The organism is Vibrio neonatus, from assembly GCF_024346975.1.
Lineage (GTDB): Bacteria > Pseudomonadota > Gammaproteobacteria > Enterobacterales > Vibrionaceae > Vibrio > Vibrio neonatus.
On record NZ_AP024885.1, the window covers coordinates 2112645 to 2125901 of the forward strand.

13 protein-coding genes are annotated in these 13257 nt (G+C 43.0%); 1 reads left to right on the forward strand and 12 read right to left on the reverse strand.

Annotated elements, in window-relative coordinates; translation table 11 throughout:
* Positions 1 to 70: 70 nt before the first annotated feature.
* From OCU38_RS09785 to OCU38_RS09810, 6 genes are all read right to left on the reverse strand, one after another.
* Positions 71 to 1564 carry a tripartite tricarboxylate transporter permease gene (locus tag OCU38_RS09785; RefSeq protein ID WP_023403800.1) on the reverse strand — a complete coding sequence of 498 codons (1494 nt, stop codon included), beginning with the start codon at positions 1562 to 1564 and terminating at the stop codon, positions 71 to 73.
* A gap of 9 nt (positions 1565 to 1573) precedes the next feature.
* Positions 1574 to 2020, reverse strand: a complete 447-nt coding sequence (locus tag OCU38_RS09790; RefSeq protein ID WP_261822942.1) for a tripartite tricarboxylate transporter TctB family protein — start codon at positions 2018 to 2020, stop codon at positions 1574 to 1576.
* Positions 2021 to 2098: 78 nt separating this feature from the next.
* Positions 2099 to 3025 carry a tripartite tricarboxylate transporter substrate binding protein gene (locus OCU38_RS09795; RefSeq protein WP_023403798.1) on the reverse strand — a complete coding sequence of 309 codons (927 nt, stop codon included), beginning with the start codon at positions 3023 to 3025 and terminating at the stop codon, positions 2099 to 2101.
* A gap of 39 nt (positions 3026 to 3064) precedes the next feature.
* Entirely contained in the window at positions 3065 to 3538 is a 474-nt protein-coding gene (locus OCU38_RS09800) for a hypothetical protein (RefSeq protein ID WP_023403797.1), read from the reverse strand.
* A gap of 343 nt (positions 3539 to 3881) precedes the next feature.
* Positions 3882 to 4943, reverse strand: coding sequence for an ACR3 family arsenite efflux transporter (arsB, locus tag OCU38_RS09805; RefSeq protein WP_152819515.1), 1062 nt, complete (start codon positions 4941 to 4943; stop codon positions 3882 to 3884).
* Positions 4944 to 5080: 137 nt separating this feature from the next.
* Positions 5081 to 5416 (reverse strand): ArsR/SmtB family transcription factor, encoded by a 336-nt coding sequence (locus OCU38_RS09810; RefSeq protein ID WP_261822943.1) that lies wholly within the window; start codon positions 5414 to 5416, stop codon positions 5081 to 5083.
* Positions 5417 to 5647: 231 nt separating this feature from the next.
* Here OCU38_RS09810 and OCU38_RS09815 point away from each other — a divergent pair, with 231 nt between their 5' ends.
* The gene (locus tag OCU38_RS09815; RefSeq protein WP_023403794.1) at positions 5648 to 6577 is read left to right on the forward strand and encodes a LysR family transcriptional regulator; all 930 of its coding nucleotides are present in this window, start codon (positions 5648 to 5650) and stop codon (positions 6575 to 6577) included.
* A 63-nt stretch (positions 6578 to 6640) separates the two neighbouring features.
* On the opposite strand, the gene focA is transcribed toward OCU38_RS09815, so the two are convergent.
* The 6 genes from focA to OCU38_RS09845 all read right to left on the reverse strand — a co-directional run bounded on the left by focA (position 6641) and on the right by OCU38_RS09845 (position 13215).
* Entirely contained in the window at positions 6641 to 8116 is a 1476-nt protein-coding gene (focA, locus tag OCU38_RS09820; protein ID WP_261822944.1) for a formate transporter FocA, read from the reverse strand.
* 223 nt (positions 8117 to 8339) lie between these two features.
* Complete coding sequence (locus OCU38_RS09825) at positions 8340 to 8951, reverse strand: CDP-alcohol phosphatidyltransferase family protein (protein ID WP_261822945.1); 612 nt, start codon at positions 8949 to 8951, stop codon at positions 8340 to 8342.
* Positions 8941 to 9591, reverse strand: coding sequence for an ATP-binding cassette domain-containing protein (locus OCU38_RS09830; RefSeq protein ID WP_261822946.1), 651 nt, complete (start codon positions 9589 to 9591; stop codon positions 8941 to 8943). The genes OCU38_RS09825 and OCU38_RS09830 overlap by 11 nt, the downstream gene beginning before the upstream one ends.
* On the reverse strand, positions 9588 to 11282 hold the full coding sequence (locus OCU38_RS09835) for an ABC transporter permease (RefSeq protein ID WP_261822947.1): 1695 nt from the start codon (positions 11280 to 11282) through the stop codon (positions 9588 to 9590). Before OCU38_RS09835 ends, OCU38_RS09830 begins: the two co-directional genes overlap by 4 nt.
* A 6-nt stretch (positions 11283 to 11288) precedes the next feature.
* Complete coding sequence (locus OCU38_RS09840) at positions 11289 to 12434, reverse strand: ABC transporter substrate-binding protein (RefSeq protein ID WP_261822948.1); 1146 nt, start codon at positions 12432 to 12434, stop codon at positions 11289 to 11291.
* Between the two features lie 259 nt (positions 12435 to 12693).
* Positions 12694 to 13215, reverse strand: a complete 522-nt coding sequence (locus OCU38_RS09845) for a DUF2058 domain-containing protein (protein ID WP_023403788.1) — start codon at positions 13213 to 13215, stop codon at positions 12694 to 12696.
* Positions 13216 to 13257: the final 42 nt, after the last annotated feature.

Below are 13257 nucleotides of genomic sequence, written 5' to 3' on the forward strand. Positions count from 1 at the left end.
AAACAATTGCGTCTGAATTATCTACAATCTTACTTTTCGGTTATCGACAACAAAAATATAAAAAGCTCACTTAATCAGTATCAACCTGCATTTGTTTTTTCTTTTTCATCTTCATTGTCGAGTACACCGAGAACACCGCTAGCAAGATAAAGGCTAGTGCTATTGGTCTCTCATATAAGAAGGACCATGAGTTATCGTACATCAACAACGCCTTACGTAGGTTTGTCTCTGCCATTGGTCCTAAGATAATCGCTAATAGTATAGGCGACGATGGGATATCTAGCTTACCTAAAACAAAACCTAAAATACCAAAGCTAATCGCAATGCCTACATCAAACATAGAGTTGTTGATGGCGTAAGCACCCACGACAGATAAGAATATGATGATAGGAATCATCAGCATCTTAGGCACTTCAATAATGCGACAGAAGAAGCGAATACCGATAAGACCTACAATCAGCATGACAATATTTGCCACCAGCATTGAGCTAAATACGCCGTACACAACTTCAGGGTTTTGTGCAAACAGCAGTGGTCCCGGAGTTAATCCTTGCACAATCAATGCACCAAGTAATACCGCAGCCACCGCATCTCCTGGAACGCCTAAAGTGAGCAAAGGCACTAGCGAGCCGCCCGTAACACCATTGTTGCCTGCTTCTGCTGCTGCCAAACCGCGTACCGATCCTTTACCAAATTCTTCTGGATTCTTAGAAGATCGCTTAGCTTCGTTGTAACACACAAAGGCTGAGATATCCGCGCCGGCGCCGGGAACAGAGCCAATAGAGGTTCCCATCAAGCCACTTTTAATTGCGGTAGGCATCATCTCTTTAAGATCTTTTTTACTTAGCAGTTTGTGGTCAAACTTGGCCACTTTGGCTTGCTTCTCTTTCAGGATTCGTTCGATTTGGTTAATCGCTTCAGATAAAGCAAATAAACCAATAAGCACAGGGATAACATTGATGCCGCTATAAAGATCCATCACGCCAAAGGTAAATCTAGGCACACTACTGATTGGATCTAGACCAACCGTTGACACAAGCAGACCAATGGTACCGGCTAGCAGTCCTTTCAAAATGTTTTGCGCGGACACACTCGCAATGATGGTTAAACCAAATAACGCCAACGCAAAGTATTCAGGGGCATTAAAGCGCAGCGCAAAGTTTGCCAATAAAGGAGCAATCGCGATTAATACTATGGTACTGATCAGTCCGCCGACAAAAGAGGCGATAGCAGAGATACTTAACGCTCTTGCTGCCTGCCCTTTGGCCGCTAAGGTATGCCCATCAAGGACAGTGGCGGCGGAGGCGGGAGTACCCGGCGTTTTTAATAAAATGGCCGCTATTGAACCGCCATATATACCACCTATGTACACGCCGATCAGCATGACTAGTGCAGCGGTTGGTTCCATACCAAATGTAAAAGGCAATAAGATTGCCACACCCATGGTCGCGGTAAGTCCTGGCAAAGCACCAAGTACAATTCCCCCTACCACACCAAAAATAAGAATAGGTAAAACGGCTGGGCTGAACGCGGTCAGTAAGCCATTCAATAAATGTTCAATCATACCGCCTCCTTAATAAAATAGACCTTCAGGAAGCGCTATGTAGAACACCTCACCAAATAAGTAATAAACACCAAACACAAATGCCCAAGCGACAACGTAATACAGCGGCTTTTTCACTTTGAACAACACAAGGTACACGGTAAAAGCGACCAAACTCGCCAATAGGTAGCCAATCAAGCTAATTAAAAAGGCGTATCCAATTAAGAATGCCACGCCAAATACCGCCATTTTAGAGAAAATGGCAGGCTGTTTTTCAACAGCGATAGATTTAAGTTTGTGCTGCACCAAAAGTGCAATACAAATAAGAATTTGTGCAATCGCAATTGCGGTAGGGAAAAACTTTGCATCGACACTCGCATCTTGAAAGCGAGGCTCTGCGAACTGACCGATAAAAACCAAAATAACTGCGCTTAGGGCAATGATTAGGGAGGGGAAGACAACATTTCTATTAATCATAATGCTACCCGTTAAAGCTAGACTTTAAGGAAATGGGGAGCTCTTAGGCAGAGCTCCCAAGTGAAATTAGAAGTGGAATTAGTTGATCAATGCACCAAGATTTTTAGTGTCTTGCTCAACAAAAGCTGTGAACTCTTCTGCATTCATGTTGTGGATAGTCATCGCACCTTTTTGCATGAACTCTTTAAATTCAGGAGATGCCATTGCTTGGTCAAATGCTTTACCTAGAGTTTCGATAACAGCATCTGGCGTATTTTTAGGAGCGCCAATACCACGCCATGTACCTGTTACTACATCAACGCCTTGCTCTTTAAGAGTTGGAACTTCTGGCAAGAAAGCGATGCGCTCTTCAGACATAACACCTAGTGCTTTAAGTTGGCCTGAACGTAGCTGAGCAATAGCTTCACCCGGAGTAACCATAGTTACGTCAGTGTGCTTACCTAGTACCGCAGGAATCGCTTCAGATGCACCGTTGTAAGGAATTGCGTTTAGTTTGATGCCTTGGTCTTTTTCTAGAGCCATTAGGTAGAAGTTTGGCGCTGCTGTTGAAGCAAACTTAACTACGCCATCGCCTTTCTTTGCTTCTGCAATAAGGTCGTTGATCGTGTTGTATGGGCTGTCTGCAGAAACTAGCACTACCGCAGGATCAAGGTTAACCATACGAATCAGTTTAAAGTCACTCGCATCGTGCTGCATTAGGCCCATTTGCGGTAGAGAAGCAATTTCACGCGTAACAACAGTAAGCGTGTAACCGTCTGGACGTTGCTGAGCGCCGAAGCTCATACCTACAGCGCCAGCGCCACCGGTACGGTTCATTACTGCAATGTTCTGACCAAGAATGTCTTTTGCTGAATTCGCAAGAGTACGACCTACAGCATCAGTACCGCCACCCGCTCCAAAAGGAACAACTAGACGAATATTTTTGCTCGGGTAATCAGCGGCAACCGCCGTTGCGGATACCATGATGCCAGCGGCAACAAGAAGTGATTTAAGAAGTTTATTCATGATAATTCCTTTTGTTTCAATGTTTGAATATGAAATTGTTTAATTTCGAGTAATTTGAGTAGGGTTATTGATTTTATTATTTTGATACTCAGCCATGCACAGTTGCTCAATTGCTACTGCAATCCAACCACTGATTAGCATGTCGTACCATTGCTCAACGCCACTGCAACCTACAACTACGTCGCCATAGACAAAAGAGCCATAGAACAGTAAGTCATCTTCGTTGAGTGATGCGGTGTGTAGAGTTTGATTAGTCATGTTAGCGCGGGAGTTGCGCCATGCTTGTTTTGCTTTTTTGCGAGCAAACTCATCAAAAGGGATGGTCCACTGTTCTGGGTTGCCCAGTGAAGACTCAACTAAAATTGCTTCTTCAAATGAAGATTCCCAAGGTTTTACTCGTGGGTCCATCACTACAATGTGCAACTCTTTACGATTAGTTCGTTCAAATAAACGTTCAATTGCTGGTGTTACTAGTTCAATAGCATCTTTTGCTATCTCTGCATGAGTTTTCATCGCCTAACCTCTGTAATAGACACAAACCTGACTGATGAGTTAACTATATTGTATGACTTGATCGGCTGATATTGGCGACGGAGGCAAATGCTACCTAGATCACCCACCTTGCTCTGAAAGAGTCTAAGAGATCGGATTTTTAAGCAAGCATGTAGATTTTTATATGACATTAGTCACACTCATCACAGAGTAAAAAGTGTGAGTAAGTCGACATTTATTAGCGGTATTTGAACTTGGAGGAATTGTGTTTTTATGACTTTAGAGAAAAGTCATTGCCTAAAGTGAATTATTGACAATGAAAGAAAGATAAAGCCAGTCAATAACTGGCTTTATCTATTCACAATTAAGCGATTTTTATTGCGTATTTTGCTTTCATACGCAGTGCAACATTAACCAATGCAATTAATACAGGCACTTCAATCAGTGGACCAATGACGCCAGCAAATGCTTGATCAGAATTGATACCAAACACGGCAATCGACACCGCAATCGCTAATTCAAAGTTATTGCCCGTTGCGGTATAAGCAATTGAGGCATTTTTGTCATATGGAATGCCTAGACGCTTACCGACATAAAAGCTAACAAAAAACATAGTGACAAAATAAATAGTCAAAGGGATTGCAATACGAACCACATGCATAGGCAGTTCAAGAATCATCTCACCTTTAAGGCTAAACATTAGAACAATTGTAGCCAATAATGCAATAAGAGTAATCGGCGAAATGCGAGGAATGTACACATCGTTGTACCACTGCTCACCCTTAGTCGAAATAAGGATTTTACGCCCTAAGAAACCAGCTAAAAATGGAATACCAAGATAGATGAACACGCTTTGTGCAATATCAGCCATAGAGATATTCACTATCATTCCAGTGTAACCAAATACCGGAGGCAACACTGTGATAAAGAGCCATGCCATGAAGCTGTAAGTGACAATTTGGAATGCACTATTTAATGCAACCAAAGCTGCACCATATTCTTTGTTTCCACCACCGATGTCATTCCACACCAATACCATTGCAATACAACGGGCTAAACCAATCAGGATAATACCGACCATGTAGCCAGGGTGATCACCTAAAAATATCAGCGCTAAAGCAAACATTAAGATAGGGCCAACCAACCAATTCATGATCAATGACAGTTTAATCGCGGTCTTATCTTGCGTGACTTTACCAAGCAGACTGTAGTCCACTTTAGCTAACGGTGGGTACATCATTAAAATCAAACCAATTGCCAATAGAACATTGGTACTGCCGATAGACATACTTTCATTAATTTCCGCTACTTGAGGAAATAACGCGCCAATTGCTACGCCAACAGCCATAGCTAAAAATATCCATAGGGTTAGATATCTGTCTAAAAAACCTAGCTTGGGTGTTGCACCCGCTATTTCTTTGCTCATAACCGATCACTCTCTGTGTTTATGAATTGCTATTCGTTAACTTACGTTTGTTAATTTACGTTCGTCAATCGTCGAATAACGATTGAATTAAGTGTAGTCTATCTCTATAAAGTAAAATAGATCCACTGTTCTACTGGTTAAAATAAACTATCAAGTAAATGCTGTATTCTTTGCATTGCGGGCATTTCGATGCGGTAACAGACCTTAGGAGGTTGAGGTTCACTGCGCACCAACCCTGCTTGACGTAATATACGCAAATGCTCAGATACAGTAGATTGCGCCAAACCAAGTTGCCCGACTAAAACACCATTCAAACATCCGCCTTGCTGTTCTAACTCTAGAAGTACTCTTAAAATTCTAATTCGCGCTGGGTGCGATATCGCTTTTGCCAGTGTTGCCAACTCCTGCTCTTGCTTCTCATCCTCGATAGAGATGCTTGGTGCTTGGCATTTTTTTACTTGGCAATCTGTCATGCTTATCTCTTCCCTATCGTCGAATGGCGATTAATATACAAACTAATCAAAAAAACCACAACACTTACTCTAAGTGATTTTTGCTTCTCTTTATGAGTAATCTCTAAAAATATGCAAGTGGTTACACTTAACCTTTGATATCAATAGAATAAATATTGAACTAACCTTTCAAGTAGCGCAAAATCTAAACATCAGTAAAATTGATACTTAGTTTTCAATAATGGGGGTTGCATGTTTAAATTTTCTTTAAAGCAAATTGCGGTATTTGATGCCGTAGCAAGTTATGAAAGCGTGAGTATTGCGGCTAAAAAACTGTCTATGACACAGTCTGCTGTAAGCATGTCTCTCTCTCAATTGGAATCGGTGCTTGATCGCCCTTTATTCAACCGCCAAGGCAATCGCTTAGTGCTCAGCCATTGGGGACATTGGTTACGACCTAGAGCCAAGCACTTATTACAAGAAGCACAACAAATTGAATTTGGCCTGCATGACCAACACCTGATCAGTGGTACGTTAAGCCTATGTTCAAGCCAGACAGCGGCTAAACATTTAGTGCCCTCACTCATCAGTAAAATTGATAACGACTTCCCAGAAATGCGCATAAAATTGAACATTGAGAATACTGAGAACGTCATAGAATCACTGCTCAACTACGATTGTGATCTGGGTATCATTGAAGGTCGCAATACCGATAGTCGTCTGCAACAAGAGCACTGGCTAGATGATGACTTGGTGATTGTATCATCGCCTAATCACCCCTTCGCACAATACAAGCAAGTGACTCTTGCACAGCTAGAGCAAGCAAAATGGATATTAAGAGAGCCGGGAGCTGGCACTCGCCGTATTTTTGATGGTGCGATACATGGCTATATCGACAACATAAAAGTATGGAAAGAGTATGAGAGTATTCGGGTCATTAAATCGCTAGTAGCCAATGGCAGCTATTTAGGGTGCGTGCCTTATCTGGATATTTTACCTGAGCTGGAAAATAACCAATTGGTGGTACTGCCGACGCCACAATTGAACATGCAGCGAGAAATTTCTTTTATTTGGCGTAATGACAGTGGTGAGTCACCACTAAGGGAGTGTTTACTTTCTGAGGCGAGAAGATTAACTAAAGGTAAATCTTTCAAGCCACGCAAAGATTGGACCCCTGCGTGACCTAAAAACTTAGTTGTGTTTTTTTAAATAGGGCTTCACAGGCCCTAATGTCATCGCTCAGAATTAAGCGACTGACAGATCCTTCTTTTGTTGCGTTTGTGGCTGATTGTAATTTGCCACCCACTGCGCAATCGCATCACGATTCAGCAGTCCAACGTACTGACCATTAAAGACCACTGGATAAGCACTTGGCATTTTACTTGCCGCTTTTGCTAAACGCTCTTTAAATGACAGTACTTCTCCGCCCATGTAGAAACCTCCTTGGTTAACAGGGTAAAGCACATCTTGATCGACAATCATTGGCTCAAGAGCAGAAAGAATGCTTTGCTCTGGCGTCAAGGTGCAAACAGGTGATTGCATGTAGTCTTTAACTGGCATTTCTATCTCTGGGTCAAAATCTTGTCCCCACATTCCTCGAAGTAGATCTTGCTGTGAAATGAATCCCTGCACTTGATGATCTGCACTTAATACTGCTGCTCCTGCTTGCTCGTTATCGATTAATAGCTTTAGTGCAACTTGGCAGTTTAAGTCTTCTGCGAAAGTGATCTGGTTGTCAGAGGCTAGATCAGCAACTCGTAAACGTTTCATTTGTTCTAACATGGCATGCTCCAATGAATTTAAAGATGAAAAATTAATGTCTGTGTTTTTTATCGGGTAAATTGACGCGGTTGAGCTTTGTTTTGGCTCTATGCTCCAATAAGCCAGCCCAACCAGAGCCGCTCCCCCGAAAATGTTCCCCAGAGTGACTGGGATTAGATTTGCAGTAATAAATTGTTTTATCGTTAACAGCTCTAGATGAATACCGGCTGTTAGTGCTGTATTGAGCAGTTGCGTATCTGCAGTTGCCTTAATCGCAATTCCTAGTGGCACCATAAACATATTGGCAATGCTGTGTTCAAAGCCTGAGCTCACAAACATAGCAACAGGAAGCAGCACCAAAAACGCTTTGCCTGCACTCTCTTTGCTACTAAAACTCATCCAAATACCAAGGCATACCAATAGGTTACACATTACCCCTAACGAGAATGCTTGCCACCAAGAGTGCTCTAACTTATGAGTGGCAATGCTCAGTGCATTCAGCCCCCAATTACCATGATCAAGGATGTGCATTTTTGCCATCATAATGAAGGTAAGGGTGAGCATAGCGCCCACAAAGTTCCCCGCATAAACACGAGCCCAGCAGAGTAATAACTGCTTTGTAGTGACCCTTTTTTGTGCCCAAGCGACAGAACTCAACACTGTGCTAGTAAAGAGCTCCCCACCGCAGATAACCACCAGCATTAAGCCAAGGCTAAAAGCCACACCACCGATAAAGCGGGTTAAGCCCCAACCATTGTTATAAGAGCCCGTGGTCACTGTAATGTAGAAGACAAAGGCTAATGCGATAAACGCACCGGCAAATACCGCTAATACAAATGACTGCTTAAAAGGTTTAAGTACTTTTTTGTGCCCATAGTCCGCAGCTTGCATGGTTAGACTCGGCTTCGTCACTGACGAGCTGACATCAACCAATTCTGGGAATGGGCGTTTTATCGGCATAGTTTCCTCCTTCTCTGTAGGTGAATAACATCACCCGTTTAATTGAGTGCTTTTCGTGAAAGCCCATTCAGATTAAGAGAGTCGAAGTGGAAATAATATCTAGTAGTTTTGAAGATCAGTGTTAGGAAAACTGATGGAGTGCACAAGGTTGCACAGGCGTGCAGTATCACAAAGTAGAAAGAGTGTTGGGTTACGGTTTTTTTAAACTCAGTAACCCAGCAGATTAAAAGTCTTGCAAAGTATGGAAACCAGAATAAATACGAGTTGCAGTAGTAAACCAACACAGACTGCCAAATACAAAAGCCAACTCAGCAAAATACTCAGGGAATAAACACATGACGATAAAGCAGGCAATGGTTTCCGTGCCTTCGGTTAGCCCACTCATGTAATACAAAGATTTATGCTTATAAACTGGATTATCAATGCCGCGTTTGCCCGCCATAACCGCAAACGCTAAGAAACTGCTCCCAGTGCCAATAAAAGAGAAGATCAAAAAAGCACCCGCAATACCATTGATATCAGGGTTAGCGAGTACAAAACCAAACGGCACTAAGGAGTAAAACAAAAAATCTAAACTGATATCTAAAAAGCCACCGGCGTCCGTAATACCTTGTATTCTAGCCAATGCACCATCTAAACCATCACAAATGCGATTTAGCACGATAAACAGCAACGCAATCTTGTATTGCTCTAGTGCCAGCATAGGCAACGCCAAACAGCCTAATACAAAGCCAAAGACTGTGATTTGATTTGCTGTCACCCCAAAGTGATTAACAAGCTTAGCCCCTTGAGTTAAAGGCCATTTGATCACCTTGATACTATAACTATCCAGCATGAGTACTCTCCCATGGCCAATTCAGTGTCACGCTATTGCTCGGAATGTCTTGTTCATCATGGGTCACCATTAATGCAGGGATATTGGCGCGCTTTAATTGTTCAAATACCCAATCACGAAATTGTGCACGAAGTTGCTTATCAAGTTTACTGAATGGCTCATCCAATAATGCTACCTCAGGCTTAGCTAGCAACATTCGGGTCAGACTCACCCTTGCCCTTTGTCCGCCAGAAATTTGCTCTGGGTACGAATCGGCCAGTTGACTCAACGAGATTTGCTGCAACGCGCCAATGGCTTGCTGCTTTCTTTGCGCGCCTTTCACTGAATTAGGTAAAGCAAACGCTAGGTTTTCCCAGATATTTAAGTGCGGAAATAACAGATCGTCTTGAAATAAGATCCCAACCTTACGCTTATGTGCTGCAATAGAGTCTAAGCGGCGCTGGTTTAACAGCACTTCACCTTGATAGGTGAACTCAGAAGATAAATGCCCCGCAATAATATCCAACAAAGTAGACTTTCCGCATCCACTTGGCCCCATTAACGAAACCACTTCACCAGCGTGAATATTCATATTCAACTTAGTGAATAGCGTACTACCATCAGATTTATGTACGGTAAGATTTTTAAGACACAGACTCATTTGATCAAAGCCCCTTTATTTTGCAGCAAAGCGATCGGTGGACGTAAACATCGATTGTGGAGTCGACTGCCCAATATGGCGATAAAGAAAAAAATCAGTGGTAACAATGCTTGCCATAACCCGTATATACCGGTCACGCGACGATCAAAGCCACTGGATAGCGCCACCGCTTCGGTGGTTAAAGTAGAAATTCGCCCTGCCCCTAACACCAGCGTAGGCAGATATTGAGATAAGCTGACACTGATGGCCACCGCCCAAGCAAATAAAATAGCAGGCAGCAGAAGCGGCAGTTTGACGGTCATAAACACACTCAGCGGCGTTTTACCAAGACTCAATGCCACTCTGGTCATAGCCTCGTTATAACTGCGCCAAGGACCATCTAATGACAAATAGACAAAAGGAAAAGCAAAAAACAGATGTGCCCAGCAAACCCACAACCAATGATGATCACCATCAATAAATAAGGTGCTTACCTGTAAGCCAAATAACACCGAAAGCTGTGGAATCAGCATAGGTATCGCAATAATGTAGCCCGGAATTTGCCAGCGATATCGTATTCGATATTCATGAGCGATAAGCGCCAGTAGCACCGCAATCGTGCCAGAAACCAAGGCTAAACTTAGGCTTTGTTGTATGGTGCTGATAATGCCCGACCATTCGTATTCCCAAAATCTAAGGGAATAACGGCTAGGTAAAAGATCGGGAAAACGCCAGCGGTGCGCAACACTCCACAGCATCATCAGCGGCAACATAATCCCCGTTAGCAAAAGCATAGAGGTAAACAAACTCTTGCCCGGCAGTGATGCACCTTGCCTGCCAGAGACTTGCCACGCTCTGGCCCACTTGCAGATACTCCACTCCACTACTCTGGCAAAAATGATAATCAAAGAGGCAAGCATAAATAGTACGATTGCCCCTGCCGATGCTCTAGGCAGTAGTGATAGATCGGGGTCGTTAAACCACTGCCATACTAATACCGCAAACGTAGGCGGATTGGTTGGCCCTACAATCAAAGCCACATCCACCACCGACAAGCTATAAGCTAATACTGCTAACATAGGAAAGCGCAGCTTAACCAACCATTGTACAAATAAGGTTTTCCACCACATCTGAGTGCGGTTATAGCCCATCGATGCGCTGATTTTCTCAGTCTTTTCGATATTTAATTGCTTTAAAACCGGAATGCTCATTAACAGCAGAAAAGGCACTTCTTTAAAGGCCAGCATAATTACTAGCCCCAGAGCATAAGGGTCGTGAATTAACAGCGCTAATTCATGCGCCGACGCTTGGTTTAAGTCATGCCCAAATAGGCTATGCACCAAACGCACCCCTAGACCTGTAGGATCAAACAAAAAAGCAAAACCAATCGCAAACGCCACATGCGGAATAGACAGCAATGGCGATAACGATAGCTCTATTTTTTTCCACCAGCGCGTATTCCAACTGCGCTGTAGCACCGCAAAGCTAATCAAGCAGGCAAGATAGCTACTCACAATGGCAGAAAATAAAGTCAAAGCAATGGAGCGCCAGACACCATTCCACGCAAAAACCTGCTCAAAACCGGTTAAAGAAACGGAGCTCATACCTAAAGGAGGAATATAGCTGAGTGATGATGAGACGACACCCAGCATGCCCGGCACTGTGGGCAATACGCATACCACGACAACCAATGCGTAAAAAAATCGAAGCATATTAAATTATTGCCCGTAGCGTTTAAGCCACTCTTTTTCTAGCATCACTTGCCAACTTGGGTGAGGCTCATCAATAGAGTCAAATTTCTCGGAGTTTTGCGCGCTGCCTTGTAAATATTGACGCTCTAACACTGATGGGTCGCCCCATACATCCAAATCACCTTTGCGTGATTGCGCTTCAGGGCTTAATAAAAAGTTAATCGCAACCAAAGCCCCTTCTGTAGCAGAGGCGTTCCAAGGTATGGCTAAAAAGTGAATATTAGACAAAGCGCCACGACTCATTGCGTAAGGCTTAGTGCTAGGCTCAAGATTACCTGCCGCTTGCGCAGAATAGACTGCATTAGGATTAAAGGTCAGCGCAACATCTAGCTGTCCATCATCTAATAAACGGATCATTTCAGCTGTGCCAGCCGGGAATTGCTTACCACTGCGCCACGCGAGCGGATGGAACTCATCGAGGTAGTTCCATAGTAATGGGCTTAACCTTGCAAATTCTTTATCGGTGACAGGTTTAGATAAAGCAGGATCATTATCTGAAAGCTCAATTAATAACGCTTTTAAAAAGCTCGAACCATGAAACTCAGGAGGCTTTGGGTAACTTAAGCGATTTGGATGCGCTTTGGCATATGTAAGCATTTGTGCAAATGAAGTGGGTGGAGTACTCAATTGCTTTTGATCGTAAATGAACACCAGTTGCCCTACTCCCCAAGGCGCTTCTAAGCCCTCGGTAGGTTCAGAAAAATCCACCGTCACAGGCAGGGATTTATCGACGTATTTCCAGTTTGGTAAATCTTCGGTGAAAGGGCCAAACAACAGTTGGTTCTCTTTCATTGATTTGAAATTTTCACCATTGATCCACACCAGATCAATACTGCCACCTTCACTCTTTGCTACGGCTTTTTCCGCAATAAGACGAGGAGTACTTTCTGCAATATCAGAGACTTTAACGTGCTTTAAAGTCACACCATAGCGCTGCTGAAGCTGTTTATCAGCCCACTGAATATAGCGGTTTATTTCCTGACTTCCGCCCCATGCATGAAAGTAGACAGTTTGCCCTTGCGCGGTTTTCTCTATGCTATTCCAATCAAGTGTTTTAGCACCCACCCCAAACGTTGCACATAACGTAAGCATTGCCGTGAGTAATTTATTCATAGTGATTTTCCGTTAGTTTCCTTGGCTAAAGCCTTTAACGATGACCGATAATACGTAAGTAAATACCGATTTATATCTTAGGTATATTAACTAGACCTTACACAGACAGATTTTCTTTCCCTATTCCTGTCTAAGTGGTCAAATAATATCAATCACAATCCGCCTGTGATCAAAAGTGTATAGAAAAATGCCTTATTTGTGAGTTTGATATAAAAATGGGCAGCATTACGCTACCCACTTACTGATGATATAAAATCAATTACCACATTAAATCATCTGGTACGACAAAGTCTTTGTACGGATCGTCTTCATCTGGCGTTTCTTCTTCAGGCTTGATGGTTTCAACAATCGCCTCTGGCACTCGGGTAGCGATTTTTTCTGCCACAACCGTTGGGATCACCGCATAGCTTTCGCCGTCACGAGCAATACTCAAAATACCTTTGATAAGCTGAGTGCGATTTAACTCCTCAACGTACAGAGATTTCACTAAAGTACCGTCAGTAAAGTTGTACTTGATCTCACCTTTTGAGGTATCAATGCGGTTCATATCAATCAACTGTTTCACTTGCGCTTTTAGCTCTTTAGCCAAACGCTGCTGTTCACGCTCTTGGTTGATCTTTTTGTCACGCTCTTGTTGAGCTAAACGGTTTTCTTCTGCAGCGGCCTTTGCTTCTCGTGATTGTACGCGAGACTTCTTAGCGCCTTTCTTGGCTTTCTTTAGCTTTTTCTCATTCACTAAGCCAGCTTTTAGCATTTGTTCTTGAAGGGTCAGTTTTGCCATTTCTAATACTTCTATTTACCGATTAATCTAATTGCGTTTATT